A 17,457-nucleotide genomic window follows, 5' to 3' on the forward strand; every position below is an offset into this window, starting at 1 on the left:
GGTGCGTTTTTTAATGTTATTATGAGTTATCCTTCTTGGTTAATTCTTCTTCATATACTTCTAAATTTCTTTGGTGTAGTGCTAGTTTTTCTTGTTTTTCTTTAATTTTATCCTCACTAGCATTTTTCATAAAGTTTGGGTTATTAATAAAGGTTTTATTAAATTCTATTTCTTTTTTCGTTTTTTCAATTAACTTTTTAAGTTCAATAATTTCATTTTCCTTATCTTCTTTGCTTTGTTTAATGAAGACCTTGGCAAAGGAGGTTTGGATAGACAAGTCATTATTTTCGCCGATAACAAAATTTGACAATTTAAAGATTATTAGTTGTTGATTTTCAGAAATATCGAAGTTTTCGATAAAGTAGTTTAATGTAATGTTTTTAGATATTTGTTTTTCTTCACGATATTTTCTAAACGTAGTGATTAGTTCGATTAGGTTGTTTATTTCATTTGAATTAAATGTATCTTCAATTGTGTAGTTGGCAAGTGCATTATCCCAAAGCTCCTCGTTGTATATTTCTTGAAACAAATAATCTGTAACAAAAGGCATATATGGTTGAAGCATTATTAAGATTTCTCTAAATAAATAATGAATAAAATAATCATTTTTTTTGAATTTTAAAAACTCTAAATATCATGATGAAAATTTATTGATCATAAATTCTTGAATATGTTTATAAACAACGGTGAATTCATAGTTTTTCATTGCTTCATCAATTTTAGATGTCATTTTTAAAAATTCTAGTAATATTCATTTATCGAAATTGTCTAATTTTTCATATTGCAACTCGCTTTTAATATTAATAGGAATATTTTTTATTAGGCGACCAATGTTTCAAATTTTATTAATAAATAACCTTGCGCTTTGAATTTTTTCATCTCCAAAATTAATATCTAATCCAGGTGTGCAATTAAATATTAAAGACATTCTTAAAACATCTGATCCATATTCGCCAATAACCTTAATAGGGTCAATACCATTGCCAAGTGATTTAGACATTTTGCGTCCGTGTGAATCCCTTACTAACCCATGCAATAAAACCTCTTTAAATGGTATCTTGTCCATAAATTCTAAGCTTTGAAAATACATTCTTGATACTCAAAAGAAGATAATGTCATATCCTGTTACTAATAAACTTGTAGGAAAGTATCTTTTTAATTTTTCTGATGATTGTGGTCAGCCCAAAAATACAAAAGGCGCTAATGCTGAGCTAAATCAAGTGTCTAAAACATCGCTATCTTGAATTCATTCATTACCAGGTTTTTCAGTTTGTACTTTAATTTCGTTACCTTTGTATCATACCGGAATTCTATGACCTCACCAAATTTGTCTGCTAATTGTTCAATCATGAACATTTTCCATTCATTTGACTAGATTATCCTTAAATCGTTTAGGTATTATTTTTACACCTTCCATAGAATCTAGATTTTTTAGAAGTTGTTCTGAAAGTGAATTCATTTTCACAAATCATTGTGGTTTTACTAATATTTCGATTGGTTCTTTGGTTCTTTCACTATAACCAATATTTGAAATAATATTTTCTGTCTTGTAAATAAAACCTTTTGTTTCAAGATATTGCGCAATTTTTATTCTTGCTTCGAAACGGTCTAAACCCTGAAACTCCTTCGCTAATGAGTTCATTAAACCATCATCGTTAATACACTCGTTGATGCTAAGACCATAGTTTTTGATAATTTCAATGTCATCAATAGCATGAGCTGAAACTTTCATCGCCCCTGTCCCAAAATTGGGATCAATATTTTCTGAACTAATAATTGGAATTTCTTTTTTGGTTAATGGATGAATTACTGTTTTATTTTTTAGTGAATTAAAACGTTCATCATTTGGATTTAAGGCAATTGCAACATCGGAAAACATTGTTTCAACACGGGTGGTAGCTACAAGCAAGTAATTATTCTTATCATTTTTAAATGGATATTTAATGTAATACATTTTTTGATTAGTTTCAGTGGGTATTACCTCAATATTAGATAATGCGGTTTTTAGCTTTGGATCCCACAAAATTGCTTTTGTATCACGATAAATCAATCCTTTATTATACATATCAATAAAGACTTTTGCAACCGCTTCTGATGCATCCTTATCAAGAGTAAATCGTTCGCTATTATAATCAAGCGCTAATCCAAGTTTTGCTCATTGGTCATTAATGTTTTGCGAATATTCATCTTTTCATTTTCAAATCTCTTTAATAAATTTTTCTCGTCCTAGTTGATATTTATTTCTTCCGCTCTCTGATAATCTTTTTTCAACAACGGCTTGTGTTGCGATGCCTGCATGGTCTTTACCAGCCACTCACATAACATCAAATCCTTTTATTTTTTTATATCTAATAATTGTATCTTGAATATATGTATCTAAGGCGTGCCCGATATGAAGCTTTCCAGTTACATTTGGAGGCGGCAAAATTATTGTAAAAGGAGGTTTTTTGATATCATGTGTTGAAAAGGTTTTCATATCTATTCACTTTTGATGGCGTCCTTGTTCAACGAGTTTGTGATTAAAATTCTTATCCATGTTATCTCCTAAATTTGTAGCAATGTTTTGTATACTGAAATCAATAATTTTCTCCTCATCGTAATTTCTTTTATCCTTAATAGCTTTTTCATTCTTATTTAATGAGCGATCAAATGAAAAAATATCTCTTATTTTTTTATTCTGAGTGTTATCTTTGTTTATTCATTTGGATAATTGATTTCACTTGCAACTTATATAATGATCTGGTTCAATTTCATATTCAAAAATATTTTCAATTTCATCAATATTATCAATAAATTCTTCATAGTTAGATAATAGGTAATCATCTTTTTTGTCTAACATTTTTTTAACAACCGGATTTATCGGGTTGTCTACAACAATGTTTGTTTTACCTCTCTCAATAATTCGCGAGTTTATCATTATTTGCAAATCTGTTGTTAACTTACTGGCCGTTTTTATATCACTTAATAAGTAAATCCCGATGGCTTCATGTTCAAAAATGTATTCATTTATTTTATTAAGTACTTCGATTTGGTTTTTAGCATCAATTTTATCAATGTTGTTTCCGATTACAATTAAGCTTGGATTGTTGATTAAAATTTTACTTAGCTCAAGAGCAATTTTTTCATCCTTAGAAAGATAAGACAATTTCATTGTAAGTTTGTCCAACGAAAGGTTTGCATTTAAAAGGATTCTATAAATATTGGATTTAAAAATAATTCTTTTCATCGCTTCTTCAGCGTCACTTGTTTCAAAAATTCTTTTATAGATTAGAAACTGATTAAAAAGATTATTAAGTAAGAAGTTTAATTCTTTTAGATTAAAAAATGCTCTTAAAAAAGGATTCAAAAAGGTTAATTCTTGATTAAAATCTTCTTCAAATTCAATTTTATTTAATGAGTGGAGGTTGGTTAATAATTCTTTTATATTTTTAAATATTTTTTTGGCATTTTCTATATTATTTTGAAAAACATTTGCTAATTTTGAATTGTAATTTTTTGTTTCATCCCTAATACTTTTACCGATATTTTCAACATTTCAATGAAATTCTGCCTGTTTTTCTTCAAACTTATACTCGTATTCCTTAATTGTTGAAATATCAATATAATCGCTAGTTTTCTCATTATTGTCTTCTTTGTCTACAAGTAATAAGCTTGGGGAGTGATTTTTTTTATTTTTTAGCGATTTAAATCTTTCGATAAATGAGCTAAAATTGTTGGTTATCATTGAATTAGCAATTAATTTTATTTGCTTTTTTAATTGTGTTCTAGTTCAGTAAGCTCCTAATAAACTAATTTCATTGATTATATTTTTTCTCAAATCATATAAATCATCAATAAACGAAAGTAGGGAAGTGCGATTTAGAAGCGAAATTAGAAAGAAATGTTTTGTTAAAAAACGCTGTATTATTTTATTAATATAATATCTACCATAATAGTGATTAAAAGAATCAATTTTAAGATTTGTTTTTAAATGGAATTTATTTAAAAGAATTTCACTGCTGAAGCTTTTTCTTAATCTAGAAAAATATTTATTATTTTCCTTTTTAACTTGTTTTTTTTCTTTTAATTTGTCTATTATTTTTTTTATCTTAGTTAGTAATTTACTTTTAAAACCATGATTTGAGTTTATGTCTTTTTTTGAACATATTTCAAGATAATTAGTTTTGGCTTCTTTATATTCATTATATTGCATTAACGACTTTCCAGAAACATAGTTCTTTATTGTTTGCTCTATATATGTAAAGAAGGATTGCTCATGATTTTGTATATTTTTTGCGATATTATGAATAATGCCTGAGAGATTTTGCATTAGTAAAATTTGGTCATTTTGATTTAATTTATTAAGATTTTGCGCATTATTTTTTGAGAGTATTAATTTTAATTCATTTACTAATGGTTCTAATGAGTATTGAAGTTGGTAATTTGTTTTAGAATATTCTAATCTAAAATGGTATCTCGAATCTTGGTAGACATCTTTTCAACTATTTTTAAAGATATTATTAAATGAGCTAGTAACTTTATTTTCTTTTATATAGTTTTTCAGATAAGCAAAAACAGTTTCTTCTGATTTTGTTTCAAATAGCTCATCGCTTTCAAAGCCATATGCAAGATTATCACGGAAATTTTGGTTTGAATCTATCATATAGAAATTTTCATCATCTTGTTTAAATTCGATAAATCCTTGAAAATCTTTGATTTTATTATCTCTATCTATCAAGAGATTGAAAATGTTTTTTTTAGATTGAATATTATCGGCAATAATGCCTAAAATACTGCTTTTAGAAAGCTTAAAATTTAAATCATTAATAAGATATTCGAATGAGTAATAATTGTTTTTTTTGATCTTATTTATTTTTTTTAGTTCTTGAACTCTAAAACCAGTAATTTTTTTCTTATTCATTAGAATCTGTCACCTTCCTTTGTTTTAACTAGCGATGCAACAACTCTATATGTTGCAAGTATGACAGCTAGATTAAAGAAAATCTTAACAGGACCCGTTAATGTTTGACCAGTAAAATTAACTCAAAAATCAGTTTTTAATGTTTGAGTATCGGCTCATGCAAGTAACACGGTGTTTGCCAGTTCTAGTAGAGCGCTAAATGAAATAATAGCCATAACTTCAAGGAACGTTTGGTATTTTTTTCTCACAAAAAGGCGATATATAACAACAAATAAAATCATTCCAATAAAACCAGATGTCGTTAGTAGAATATAAAATGTTTTATTTTTAACAAAACGATTGTGTTCGAATATTGAATTGTCAAGTTTAGAAAATATAGTTACAATGATTAAAATTTGCAAGGATAATAGCACTAAAGTAGAAATAAATGAGAAATTCATCATTGCCGTAGGTCTTGGCTTGTTCTCTAAAATAATGATTTTAACTTCATAGAATGCAATTTTTTCTGAAAAATATTGTAAATCTTCAGAATTCCCTTTTGCTAGTGCTTCAGCAAACTGAATTTTAAAAAATTCTACAATTTGTTTATATTTATATATTCGGTAGTTTCTCGAAAAGAAAAGTTCATTTATGTTAAAAAAGTAATATGATGCTATTCCTGGAATAAATCCAGCAATAGCCACTGCAATAGTATATAAGAAACTATAATATGTAGGAACTAGGGCAAATGAAATGAAATCTGCCAATACTCCTGTGATCATTCCGACAAACGGTCCGAAAATAAAACCTGTAATTTTTATTGGTAGGCCTATAAAACCAAATTTAAATGATGGTAGGGCGCTAATTGGTAAAATTCTTACTGAAATTAGAAAGAAAACAACAGAGATAGCAATTAAAACACCCACAAAGGCAATTCTTTTTGGGTTTCATTTTTTGAATGAAATATTTGTTTGTGATCTTAGCCATCTAATATAATGACTCAAGCCGCCTGGTAACTTTGAATTCATGCTTTTCCTTCGCTATCTTTTTAATAATAATTATATTATTATATTCTGAAACTACTTATAAAGTATGGTTATGCTTTGCTAATATTTTCTTGAAAATCACTTATTTTTCTCGAGAATGGGTAAATTAATAAAAGTTTTATAAAAGCTAGAATTAACTATTACGCCAGTGTAGATAAAATATGACATAACACTTAGTAATAAAATGATATACATAAATGATGCGACAACACCAAATTTCTTATAATCAAATACTGAGGTTAGAGATCCAAAAATTAAAATGTATAGGGTAGTTGGCACTGTTACTATTAGTGCGCCGGGATTTACATGTGAAAATTTTAGTTTAAAGTTAGGTGCAAATTTAAAGAAAAATAAAAATGCTACATATGTTATTATGGGTAAAAATAAAACTGTTGGAATTCAAAAAATAAGTTGAAATTCTCAGGGTAACATTTTAAGTGTTGTTGTGTGATCAACATTAATACTAAATACATTCTTTAATATAAAGTTAAGAAAAGCTGATGTAACTAATAAAAAAACTACGAGTAATACTGTGATAATTATGCTTGTTATAAATCCCTTGATTCGTGTTCTCCACATTGAGGATGAAGTTTTTTGTTCGTATAGAGCATCAAATGATCAAATAAATTTGCTATAGCCCTTTGACGATATTCACAATATAGATATGGTAAGAAAAATAAATGCAGCAATTCCGCCTGGGCTACTTCAAATTTCTGAAAATGCCGGAATAACGTTTTCAATACCAGGAATTAGCTGGCCTAGAATTGTGACTTTGATAACAATCTCTAACTGAGAATTTATTGCTCCAATAATTCCTATAACTAAACCTAGAGTCGGTATAAATGAAAGAAAAAGGTACATTGCGTATCCCGTTGGAACAAAGGCAAATTCATTTGAGTTTATTTTAGCATATGTCGATCTAACTATTTCTTTTCCTTTTACCTTCGAACTTCGCAAGTAATTTGGAATAGCAACAAAGAGAATCCCATATATAATCGCCTTTAAAGCCTTTTCAAAAAAGTTTTGTTTATTTTTATTTTTTATTACTTGTTTTGCTGAAATAGAATTAGCATTATTATTTAGTTTTTTTTCTTGGTTTTTATCATTATTTCAACCGGTCTGGAGTAAGTTTTTATTCCTTTTTTTCATAAAGATCCTTAATTATTTTGCTTAGCTCAATTGCATTTGCTTTCCCAGCAGTTTTTTTCATTACTTGGCCAAGCATAAATTTTGAAGCTCTGTTGAAATTTATTTCAAATTCTTTGTTTAAAGTTGGGAATTCATTTAAAATTTCTTTAATAATATCTGTTAATGAAATTTCCTTGTGTTCAATGAAAAGGTTATTTTGTTTAATTATTTCATCAATATCATTGTTTTCGTTTTGATTAATTAGAATACTTAGGATGGTTTTTATGCTGGTCTTTTGTATTTTTTCATCTATTGTATATTGAATGATTTTTGACATAACATCAATATTTAGTTTTAGCTTTGATAATGACAAATTATTCTGATTTAGAAATGAAACGATTTCGGCAAAGAAAATATTCACGCTCTTTTTAAAATCTGTTGTGTTGAGCATATCAATGAAACTTGCATATTCCATATTTTCAATTAATTGCATAATTTGAACATTATTTAACCCATATTTTAGATAACGCATTTCTCTTTCATATGGTAGTTCTTCAATGGCAATGCTATCAACAAATTCTGGTTTTAGTTCGATACAAGGGATATTGGGGTCTGGAAAATATTTATAATCAATTGAGTCAGATTTTGAACGCATTGTTATAGTTTTTAGTTTAGATTCATCAAATCTTTTTGTTTGTTGCGAGAAAGTTTGGCCGCTTTCATAACATGATGTTTGCCAATTATATTCATATTCTATTGCTTTTTCAATATTAGAAATTGAGTTTAAATTTTTTACTTCAACTCTTGTGTTTAGGTCATTAGTTCCTTTTTTTCTAACAGAAATATTTAAGTCAACTCTTAAGCTGCCTTCATTCATTTTGGCATCGGAAATGTCAAGAGCTAGCACAATTTTTCTTATTGCATCAACATATGCAACCGCTTCTTTAGCACTATGAAGAACTGGATTAGAGACAATCTCGATTAACGGAACACCTGAACGATTGTAGTTTAGTAAGGTTTGATTTCCTTCATGAAGAGATTTAGCTGTATCTTCCTCTAGGTGAATTCTCTCAATCTCAATATCTTTTCATTCATTATTGACTTTAATTTTTATTTTTCCATTTTTGCCAATTGGATTAAATTGTTGTGTAATTTGGTAGCCTTTTGTTAAATCTGGATAAAAATAGTTTTTTCTATCAAAGCGAATATTATGGTCGATTTCCATATTTAAAGCTTTTGCTAATTTTATTGCCTTAATGATGGCTTGTTTATTTACGATCGGTAATGAACCTGGATATGCTAAATCAATGTGCGATACATAAATATTAGGGTTGGATGTATAAAGATTAGGTTGTGATGAAAACATTTTAGTTTTTGTATTAAGTTCAATATGTATTTCAATACCAATAACTAATTCTCAATTTTTATCCATTTATTTCTCCTAGTTTTTTTTCAAAATATAATGCTTGGCTAAATAACTTTTTGTCATTATTTCTTTTTGTATCAAAAGCAATATTGAATGGTAAATGGTTTTTTAAATCAATACCAAGTTTCATTGTTAATGATGGATTCCCAACTAGATTTGCATAAGTTAAAATAAAATCTAAATATGATTTATATTTTGACCCATTTTTAATATTGGGAGCAATATCATTAGAGGCAGGATAAACAAACACATCGGCTGTGTTATGAATATTTTCAAAATATTCAACCAAGACTCTTCGCATCTTTTTGGCTTTTACAAAGTATCTAATTTGATTATTGGCTTTGAGAAAAAAAGATCCTAGAATTAGACGTGATTGAACCATTTTGCCCAGATATTTTGATCTGGTTTTTTTGAATGTATCAATCCAATCCTTGCCTTCTTCTCTTAATCCGAAGGAAACACCAGTAAGATTGGCGAGATTTGAAGATGCTTCTGAAAAGGCAATTATTTTGTAAACTACATCTATTGAGTTAAGAAGCTTTATATTTTCTTTAATTTTAATTAGTTTAATTCCATCTTTTTCCATCACATTAAGAAAGTTTTTGTATGATTTAGCAATTTCTGGATTAAGTTTATCAAAACAATCTAAATAGGCAATAGATTTTGGCTTTTCTTCTTTAATCTCATCATATTTAAAGCTAAGATCAATTGAAGTTAAATCATTTTTCAGATCTTGCTTATACAATATTGATGATAATTTTATTAGGTCCTTAATGTTGTGTGTAAAATAAGCCACAGTATCCAATGAAGAAGCAAATGCAAAAAGTCCATATCTACTAATTGCTCCATATGACGGTTTAAATCCAATCTCGCCGATATTTGAAGCAGGTTTTCTTACAGAGTCTCCGGTATCTGAACCAATTGCAAAGTCAATATCTTTACTAAAAGTGGCAGCAGCTCCTGACGATGATCCACCAACTAGATATTCTTTATTTAAAGGATTTTTTATTAAACCAAAGGCAGAATACTCCCCCGATCCCCCGAGACCGAATTCATCAAGATTTGTTCTAGCAACACATGTTGACCCATTTTCTTCGAGCAATTTGATAACACTAGCTTTATATCCTGGTCTGAAATTGCGCAAAAACAAGCTCGAGGCTTTACATTCAACATTTATGTCAGCATAGTTATCTTTTATTGTGTATATTGTATTGGATAGTGGAAGACTACTATCATTTAATTTAGCATCTTTGAAAATGTAGGATATAGCATTATTATCATCTTGTAATAATTTATCAATTATATTTTGAATATTTTTATTCTTCATGAACAACTCTTTTCATAATAACTAGATCTTCATTGCTATTATATGCGTTTTTAAGAAGTTTTTCTTTGTCAATTTTAGTGCAATCACATATTTCGTCGTCTCTTAAATCATTAAAAGAAATTTTAGATTCGTTGATATGCGATAACGGTTTTATATTGGCTAGATTTATTTCGTCAAGATCAGTTAGCGATTGGTTAATTGAGTCTAATAATTTTTTGGCCATATTAATAACTTCATCAGATGGGTCTAGTAATAAATTATTCGCTATTGTTTTTAGTTCTTCATCGTTCATTTTGGTCCTTTTTATCAACGCGGTTGAGATATAAAAATTTGATTATTATATTCATTAAATTCATCAGGTAAATTTTGAAATTTTATTGAATATGAATGCAAATATAATCTTTTTGCTTTTTTTCCACCATATTTAGTATCTCCCAAAATTGGAGATTTTAGATATTCAAGAGTAGCCCTGATTTGGTGCTTTTTTCCTGTAACAATTTGAGCGTAACTACGGTTTCCTTCCTTGAAGAAGATGGTTCTAGCTTTTATTCCAAAATCTGGATTTACTCGCATTTTTTCATTTTTAATATCTTTTTCAAGGCGTACAGTTATGTCAAGCTTTTCTTTGTTAAAGTCTGCAACAAATTGATAAATTTTTTCAAAATATTTTTGATACTCATCAAAAACTACTAAGGTTTTATAGTTCTTTGCATATATCACTAAACCACTAGTTTTTTTATCAATTCGGCCGATTGAAGCCGGTACAAAAGAAGAAGTTTTTTTAAAATTTAGATATTTATGAACTTGGTCATCTAGGCAATTTTCTTCTGAATGCATTGCGATGTTTATTGCTTTATCAACAATTAAAATATTTTTATCCTCATATATAACTTTAAAATTAATATTTGCAGTATTTCTCTTTTTTGGTTTTTGAATTTCAGAAATTCCATAAACAATAATTTCATCGTCTAACTGTAATTTATATTGTTTATCGTTAGTTTTAACTCCATTTACTCTTATGTCTTTTTCACGAAAAATTTTTTCAATTCGTGATTTCGGGACATTGTCACATACTTTTAATATGTATTTATAAAGAATACGATCCACATCATCTTTTTTTGCTCTAAATTTATTCATTATATGTTTCCTCTACAAATAATTCATTATTGGATGCGTCGACTCTTTGAGAATCAAATAAGTCAAAATTTTCATCAGCCATTTCTTCTTCGATATTCGAGTAGCGGCTAAATTCAGGAAAAGGAGGAAGTTCAGCCAGTGTTTTAATTTTAAAATAATCATAAAATTTGTTAGTTATTCCATAAATGATGGGATTACCTGGGGTTTGAGCTACACCTACCTCCTCAATAATTCCTTTTTCTAATAAACTCGCAACAATTCCGTCACTAACAACACCTCTAATGTTTGAAATCATTGAACGAGTTACTGGTTGTTTATATGCAACAATTCCGGCTACTTCAATAGCTGCATTTGAAAGTCTTTGTTTCTTGACAATTGTAACTAGTTCAGATATATATTCCTTTACAGCCTCAACTGTAAGAAATTTATAAACATCATTGAATTCATAAACCTTAATACCATGATCTTGGTTATTAAAAAAAGTCTTGAAATCTCTTAATATTTTTCTGCCTTCTTGGATGGTGTTTAATTTAAAAATATCTTTCACTTGTTCCGAACTTAATCCTTCACTTCCTTGAACGAATAGTAGTGCTTCAATTATTTTATTCTTCATATTCTATTCCTTTTTTAAATTTGATAATACCTTCATCAACATCTTGTTCTAAAATAACAATTTGTTGTCTTGCAAGATCCAAAACGGCCAACATTGTTATGACAAAATGGCCTATTGTTGGGACATTAAAAATCTCATTAAACATAACCTCATTTTTATTAACAAAAAGACTGATTATTCTCTTTTTTTGATCCTCAGGATTTACAGCAACTGTTGATATAGTAATATTTCTAATTAATTCCGAATATGTTCGTTCAAACATTTTTCTTAATGTTATAACTAACTTCGAGCTATTAGAATGTCCATCAAGAATTGTTGAATCAACTTCTTTAACAAATTCCTCGGTTTCTTCTGGTTCTTTTGAAAACAAGTTTTGTCTTTGTTCTTCTTGTTTTTTTAATATTGAGGAAATTTCCTTAAACTTTTCATATTCCGCAATTTGTTCAAGCAATCTTTTCTTTTCTTGTTTGATTTCCTCTTCTGCTTCTGGGTCTTGTAATAACATCCTTGCTTTTAATTGAACTAGTGTTGCAGCCATAACTAAATATTCTGATGCAAGATCAATTTCATAACTTTCTATGTGTTTAATAATTTCTAAATATTGAGCAGTCAATTCAATTAAATCTACCTCAAAAATACTAATATTCTTTTCTCTTATTAGTGTTACTAAAAGGTCAAGTGGACCATCAAAATTAGAAAGTTTAAAAATATGTTTATCGCTTTCGGTACTTGTGTTTATTTTTTTGTCATCTTCTGAAGATAACTTACCTGATTTTGGTGTGTTTGTATGGTTCATAATATTGGTTATTCTCTATTTTCTTTTTGTAAAAGTATTTTTTATGGTTTCATCTGATGAGATATTTTGATCTTGATATTTGCTTGAAACAATATTTTTAACTCAGTTAGCAAAATCTTTTTTATCTAGTGTTTGAAATTGCTGAGGTTTTATTGAAGGGTGAAAAATTACCTTAACGACAAGCTTTCCTCGTCTTTTATTATCAAGAGCATTAGCTGCGTTATTTATTGTTACTGGTACAAGGGGAATGTAGGTTGATTGAGCTGTTAGAAATACACCACTATTAAAATGAGCTATCTTGCCATCTCTTGTTCTAGTGCCTTCAGGGAAAATAACACCACAAGTTTGGTGTTTTTTAACATATTGCCCAAAATCTCTTAGAATTGCTAACGCTTCCTTTGGCTTTTGTGTATTTATGTAAAAGGTGCTAATTAGTTGACTAATTTTGTAAATTGATTTCTTTTGTTTAGCTTCCTCTCTAGCAACAAATGTCATTGGTTTTGATTTTCTTTCGCCATTACCATGGTTTCATAAAGCTGAAGCAATAATTAAAGGATCTAGATAAGTTGAATGATTAGGCGTTAAGAAACAAGGTCCACTTGGAATATTTTCAAATCCTTCAACTTCAACCTCGACATTCAGGTGTCGCAAAATATTTGAACTATATTTGTGGATAAAATGTTGTTTTTCCACGTCTTTATAATAATCTGGCATTGCTCTATTTCTTTTTGCTTTTGCCAAAAGTCTCATAAAGTTGTGTAGTAAAGGAATAAATCTAAGAAATTTTCTTGTTTTTAGTGTCATAAGTTTTTCTCCTTGTTTTATTTTTTAGGATTTAAATGCAACAGCAACAACATAACCATCTTCACTAGTTGTAGATAATTGGTAATTGGCATATGTATATCTTCCAGCATTCGTTTTTTTGATTAGTATGTTTTTAAAACTAAATATTGAATTGTCAATTTTGAATATGCACTCTTTTAATGCTCATCTGGTTGCTAAAAATATTGGTTTTTTAGAGTCGCTGATTTTTAAATATTCTTCAATTTCAATTGGGTGTAAAATTTTTTTAATGGCGTTGGTGGATATATTTATAAACCTATTAATTTTAGCCATATCAATTGAAATCATAAAACTCCTTAATAAATAATTATTAATTATAATTTAATTAATAAATATTATGATTACAAAAGGAAAAAAATACCAAGCTATTAAACTGGTATTTTGCTATTAATTATTCATCACATAGTGGATCAAATGGAGAAATCGTAAAAATAGGTTTATTAAATGATTCAATTATTTCTTTATCTAAATATTTCTTATCAACAATAGCCATGTAATTATAATCAGTAAATCATTGGTCGCTCATTGATCAAAAACCTTTTGATCCTCGATCGCTTCCTCAACTATTTTCGACCTTTCAATTAATTGCTTTTCCTTGGGAATCTAGGTTTACTCCTACCATATTCATTGCATGAGCAATTACTGAAGCTCTTGATTCGAATTTTTCAGCTTTTGAGAAGTCTGGCGTTTTTGTTAGTGTTAGATCAAAATTGTAAAGTTCGGAATCTAGGATGCCCTCTCTATTTCCAAATGTAGAAACATCGCATCCAAATCATACTGGGTCCCCTGCTTTAATTTGATTAATCATAACTTTTTTCATTATCTCGATATCAATATTAATCATTGTTAAGGGAGTACCGCCAACCATATTATTGCATAGAGGGGCTTGGATGACAGAATTATGTGGAAACTTATTTCTCGGATCAGATACAAGAGTGATTTTTGTTTCAATATGTTTGCTTAGGTATTTTTGGTAAAACTCAACTGGCGTCATTTTATCTAATGATACATATTTTTTATCCTTATTCATATATTCGAATTTGAATTCCTTCGGTGGTTTACCTAATGATTTTACTAAAATGTTATAAACATCTTCTAGTGCTTTTTCTTTTAGTAAAGAAACTTTATTTAAATCATTTGTTTGCAAAAATGTTTGTCTCATCTTAGCAGTATAAGCCTTTAATCTTCAATTAATTTGTTCTACCATTTCACTCGTGGCTTCAGAACTGAATGATTCATTCATTGCATCTTTTGTTACAATTCCATATTTCTTAATAAGATTTGTAAAGAAATCTCAATAGCCACCATCTGAAACTGGGTTAGTGTTAAAATATCTAAATAGGCGATCTTCATTCTCTAATTTTAGTCCTTCATTTTCAATTCAATTTAAGTAGAAATTTGCCTTTTCTAATTTATCAAAGAAATGAATATAGTTTTGTGAAAGTTCTAATGATTCAACATTAAATTCTTCCATTAGTTTAGTTCTAATAGAGTTTAAGCCAGCAAAAATTCAACATCTTCCTGATGCTTTTTGATTAGTAATATTCCCTACTTTTGTTTCATGAGAAAAAACAAAATTATGTTTTTTTATTGCCTCATTGTTTATTGAGCTTTGTTTCAATCCATTTTTAAAAATGGCTGATTCAATAATTTTGTTATTTATATTATTTTCATAATTTTCTTCAAACTTGTTAATTAATTCAAAATTAATTTCTGACATATTTTTATATTTTCTCCTTACTTTATTTAGATTATTTTGATTTGGTACAAAATTCCGTCACTCTTATAATATCTTCAAGTTTACCAATAAACGTAATTAGGTCACCATTTTCTATTTCAAAGTCGCCGCTAGGAAGAAATCAACTTTCGCCTCTTTGAATTAATGAAACTGATACGGAGTATTTGCTTCTAAATTCTGTTTCTCTAATTTTCTTGCCAATTATTTCATGATTTTTAATCCCGACTTTTGAACTAACAAATCCATCTTGAATTTCAGTAATACATTCCGAAAAATTTGTCAAAGCATTATCAGAAACTAGGATAGCTGTTTTTGTTCCTGCTTCTTCTTCTGGAGAAACAATTCACTTGACACCAATTTGTTTTAAAACACGTGAATGACGAGAATTTGATGCTCTTGCAATTACTGTTTGCACACCTATTTCTGCTAGCGCTGCAACAATTTCAATGTTGTCTGATGTCGCAACGATAACGACATCAAATTCCTTAACATTAATTGATTCAAGAGTTTTTTTATCAGCACAATCAGCGACGTAAATGTTTTCAACTTCATCTTTAAATGGTAGAAGGTGTTTTTCATCTTGGTCAATTAGTACTAATCGAATATTGTTCGTTCTATCTAAAAGAAGTTTTCTTACAACCGCTTGACCAAAACGGCCAATGCCGATTACACAAATTTCCCTTGCCTTTTTAAAAAGTTTCATATTTTCTCCTAAACTATTTTGATGATTACAAAATCATATACTAATAAATTTTAAGACTTTTATATTTAAATAAAGTAAAGTAATTTCAAAAAGATAACCCTAGCAAATGATTGGACTATTCAATCTAGTTGTCTGCAGATATAAATTATTAAATTTTTCTTTTAAATTTAAGTTGCCTTTTTAAATTTTAACATTTAAATTTTTTTAGTCAATTTCACCAAAAATATATTTTTTTACCTTTTGCTATATAATATAGCAATGATAAAAAAGCATCATATACCTAAAAAAACTAATATTTTCCTAAGATTTTTGCGTAAGCTTGGGGTGGTAAGATATATTTTTATAATATATATCTTATTTACTATTCTTATGTCACTTTTGTTATTCTGAAACATATCCCATAAGGCTGATATAAAGGAACCAGTTAAATATATAGATGCACTTTTCGTATCTTCATCAGCATTTAGCGATACCGGGCTAACACCATTAGTCACATCCGATACATTTAATACCTTTGGCCAGTTTTTGATTGCCTTAAGTATGGTTGTTGGCGGAATTGGAATATTTACATTTAAGATTTACATTTTTCAATCTATATTGGGTTTGAGATCTAACATCTTTAGCAATATGGTTTCTCAAACAGAAAGAGGTTCTATAACTGTTAGTGAAACAAGAAAGATGATTAAGATAGCAATTTCGTTCTTAATTATTACAACTGCTGTTGCTTCATTTATCTTTACAATGCTTTTATATTTGAGACCAAATTCAAATTTTATAACACAAGAGTTAAAAGAAACTAGCCCTTTATTGTTTAATAATAAAGTCGTTTTGAAGGGTAATGAGATACCATATAATAACTTTCTTCAATCATTAAAGTATGGAATTTTTCATGCGATTAGCTCAATAAATAATGCGGGATTTGACTTGTTTGGAAATAAGAGTTTACAACCTTTTTATAATGATTATGCTTTTCAAATAGTGACAATAATAACCTTTTTGATTGGCGGAATAGGCTTCCCGGTGATCTATGATATATGAAAAAAAATTCAATCAGTCAAGTTAGACCAACCACATCATAGATTTAATTTATTCACTAAATTTACAATAATAACTTATCTAATTACTACTGTATTAGGTTTTAGCATAAGTGTTATATTGGAATATAGTTCTAAATCAGAAACTACTTTTTGATATCAAAAGGAATATGGAACTGTGGGCGACAAACTATTTGCTATATACTTTCAAGTTAGTTCAACTAGATCTGCTGGTTTTTCGACTGTAAATTACTATAATTTTACACACTCAACCGTTTTATTACATAGCATCCTTATGTTTATCGGCTTTTCACCAGTTTCAACTGCAGGTGGTATTCGGAATACAACAATAGCAGTTATTTTTCTAAGCATAGTTACAATGATGACTGGTCGCAGTAGAATTAACGCCTTTAAGAGACAAATTGGTAAGGAAACTCTTATTAAAGCAGTCAATGTTTTTACTCTATCTATTGTCTTGATATTTATTGTATCAATTGTTAGTTATTCAACTCTTCCGACTCAAACTAAACAAATTGGTGATGTTAATTATCCAATTATTTTTGCAACATTTGAAGCATGCTCAGCTTTTGGCAATACTGGTTTGACAACAGGACTATCTTCAAATTCACACAACTTGCATATTGCTGGCAAATTAAGTCTTATTTTTATCATGATAATTGGACAATTTGGTATTCCTCAGACTATCAAAATATTTGGTCGAGGAAGAAAAGCGCCAGAATACTATCAATATATCTATGAAGATGTATCGATTGGTTAGGAGGTTTCT

General features: G+C 28.4%; 14 protein-coding genes. 1 reads left to right on the plus strand and 13 read right to left on the minus strand.

Annotated elements, in window-relative coordinates:
• Positions 1 to 19 precede the first annotated feature (19 nt).
• From ACWXVS_RS02045 to ACWXVS_RS02105, 13 genes are all read right to left on the minus strand, one after another.
• A complete protein-coding gene (locus ACWXVS_RS02045) occupies positions 20 to 4,900 on the minus strand; it encodes a valine--tRNA ligase (RefSeq protein ID WP_455994791.1) in 4,881 nt (1,626 codons plus the stop codon).
• Entirely contained in the window at positions 4,900 to 5,907 is a 1,008-nt protein-coding gene (locus tag ACWXVS_RS02050; RefSeq protein ID WP_438340417.1) for a hypothetical protein, read from the minus strand. The genes ACWXVS_RS02045 and ACWXVS_RS02050 overlap by 1 nt, the downstream gene beginning before the upstream one ends.
• Positions 5,908 to 5,985: 78 nt before the next feature.
• On the minus strand, positions 5,986 to 7,074 hold the full coding sequence (locus tag ACWXVS_RS02055) for a YhjD/YihY/BrkB family envelope integrity protein (RefSeq protein WP_438340416.1): 1,089 nt from the start codon (positions 7,072 to 7,074) through the stop codon (positions 5,986 to 5,988).
• Positions 7,058 to 8,485: an Asp-tRNA(Asn)/Glu-tRNA(Gln) amidotransferase subunit GatB gene (gatB, locus tag ACWXVS_RS02060; RefSeq protein ID WP_455994793.1), complete on the minus strand. Its 1,428-nt coding sequence runs from the start codon at positions 8,483 to 8,485 to the stop codon at positions 7,058 to 7,060. The genes ACWXVS_RS02055 and gatB overlap by 17 nt, the downstream gene beginning before the upstream one ends.
• Positions 8,478 to 9,806, minus strand: coding sequence for an amidase family protein (locus tag ACWXVS_RS02065; RefSeq protein ID WP_455994795.1), 1,329 nt, complete (start codon positions 9,804 to 9,806; stop codon positions 8,478 to 8,480). Before ACWXVS_RS02065 ends, gatB begins: the two co-directional genes overlap by 8 nt.
• Positions 9,796 to 10,098 (minus strand): Asp-tRNA(Asn)/Glu-tRNA(Gln) amidotransferase subunit GatC, encoded by a 303-nt coding sequence (locus tag ACWXVS_RS02070; RefSeq protein ID WP_444704842.1) that lies wholly within the window; start codon positions 10,096 to 10,098, stop codon positions 9,796 to 9,798. Before ACWXVS_RS02070 ends, ACWXVS_RS02065 begins: the two co-directional genes overlap by 11 nt.
• A gap of 11 nt (positions 10,099 to 10,109) precedes the next feature.
• The gene (locus tag ACWXVS_RS02075; RefSeq protein WP_455994797.1) at positions 10,110 to 10,943 is read right to left on the minus strand and encodes a pseudouridine synthase family protein; all 834 of its coding nucleotides are present in this window, start codon (positions 10,941 to 10,943) and stop codon (positions 10,110 to 10,112) included.
• Positions 10,936 to 11,556: an SMC-Scp complex subunit ScpB gene (gene scpB, locus ACWXVS_RS02080; RefSeq protein ID WP_438340411.1), complete on the minus strand. Its 621-nt coding sequence runs from the start codon at positions 11,554 to 11,556 to the stop codon at positions 10,936 to 10,938. Before scpB ends, ACWXVS_RS02075 begins: the two co-directional genes overlap by 8 nt.
• The gene (locus tag ACWXVS_RS02085) at positions 11,546 to 12,352 is read right to left on the minus strand and encodes a segregation/condensation protein A (RefSeq protein ID WP_455966110.1); all 807 of its coding nucleotides are present in this window, start codon (positions 12,350 to 12,352) and stop codon (positions 11,546 to 11,548) included. The genes scpB and ACWXVS_RS02085 overlap by 11 nt, the downstream gene beginning before the upstream one ends.
• A gap of 15 nt (positions 12,353 to 12,367) precedes the next feature.
• Positions 12,368 to 13,156: a lysophospholipid acyltransferase family protein gene (locus ACWXVS_RS02090; RefSeq protein ID WP_455994799.1), complete on the minus strand. Its 789-nt coding sequence runs from the start codon at positions 13,154 to 13,156 to the stop codon at positions 12,368 to 12,370.
• Between the two features lie 24 nt (positions 13,157 to 13,180).
• On the minus strand, positions 13,181 to 13,483 hold the full coding sequence (locus ACWXVS_RS02095; protein WP_438340408.1) for a 4'-phosphopantetheinyl transferase superfamily protein: 303 nt from the start codon (positions 13,481 to 13,483) through the stop codon (positions 13,181 to 13,183).
• Positions 13,484 to 13,586: 103 nt separating this feature from the next.
• Positions 13,587 to 14,915 carry a C1 family peptidase gene (locus tag ACWXVS_RS02100; protein ID WP_455994801.1) on the minus strand — a complete coding sequence of 443 codons (1,329 nt, stop codon included), beginning with the start codon at positions 14,913 to 14,915 and terminating at the stop codon, positions 13,587 to 13,589.
• A 31-nt stretch (positions 14,916 to 14,946) separates the two neighbouring features.
• Positions 14,947 to 15,636: an NAD-binding protein gene (locus tag ACWXVS_RS02105; RefSeq protein WP_438340406.1), complete on the minus strand. Its 690-nt coding sequence runs from the start codon at positions 15,634 to 15,636 to the stop codon at positions 14,947 to 14,949.
• Between the two features lie 369 nt (positions 15,637 to 16,005).
• Between ACWXVS_RS02105 and ACWXVS_RS02110 the strand changes: the two genes are divergently transcribed.
• Positions 16,006 to 17,448, plus strand: coding sequence for a TrkH family potassium uptake protein (locus ACWXVS_RS02110; RefSeq protein ID WP_455994803.1), 1,443 nt, complete (start codon positions 16,006 to 16,008; stop codon positions 17,446 to 17,448).
• Positions 17,449 to 17,457 lie beyond the last annotated feature (9 nt).

The organism is Mycoplasma sp. 327 (assembly GCF_053851655.1).